Source organism: Mycobacterium sp. 1482292.6 (genome assembly GCF_001672995.1).
Taxonomy (GTDB): domain Bacteria; phylum Actinomycetota; class Actinomycetes; order Mycobacteriales; family Mycobacteriaceae; genus Mycobacterium; species Mycobacterium europaeum_A.
In genome coordinates this window covers 1-569 of sequence record NZ_LZKV01000106.1, presented here as the reverse complement: position 1 = coordinate 569, position 569 = coordinate 1, and the positions used below count along the sequence as shown (strand labels likewise).

Below are 569 nucleotides of genomic sequence, written 5' to 3'. Positions count from 1 at the left end.
CTCCTCGGTGCCCGGCACGGCGCTGTTCGTCCTGGACGGCTGGCTGCGCCCGGTGGCCGCCGGGGTGGTCGGCGAGCTGTACCGCCGGCCGCGGAGTATTCGGGCGCCGGCAGGGCGCGGATGTCGAGCTTGCCGTTGAGGGTCATCGGCAGCGCGTCGAGCACCACCACCGCCACCGGGACCATGTAGGCGGGCAGCCGCTCGGCCAGCTGCGTGCGGGCCTCGGCGGGATCCGCGGTGCCGGTGATATAGCCGACGAGGCGCTTGTCGCCCGGTCGGTCCTCGCGCGCGATGACGACCGCCTGGTCGACGCCGTCCAGCGCGGCCAGCGCCGAGCGCACCTCCCCGACCTCGATGCGGTAGCCGCGGATCTTGACCTGCTCGTCGGCGCGGCCGAAGTACTGCAGCTGGCCGTCCGGGCCCCAGCAGACCAGGTCGCCGCTGCGGTACATGCGCGATCCGGGCTCGCCGAAGGGGCAGGGCACGAACCGGGTCGCGGTCAGCCCGGGCCGGCGCACGTACCCGTATGCGACGCCGCGGCCGGCGACGTACAGCTCGCCGACCACCCC

1 protein-coding gene is annotated in these 569 nt (G+C 74.9%); it reads right to left on the bottom strand.

Annotation, left to right across the window (positions count from 1 at the left end; translation table 11 throughout):
- On the bottom strand, nt 1-569 hold a 569-nt coding region (locus A5624_RS11215; protein ID WP_232002244.1), incomplete at both ends, for an AMP-binding protein.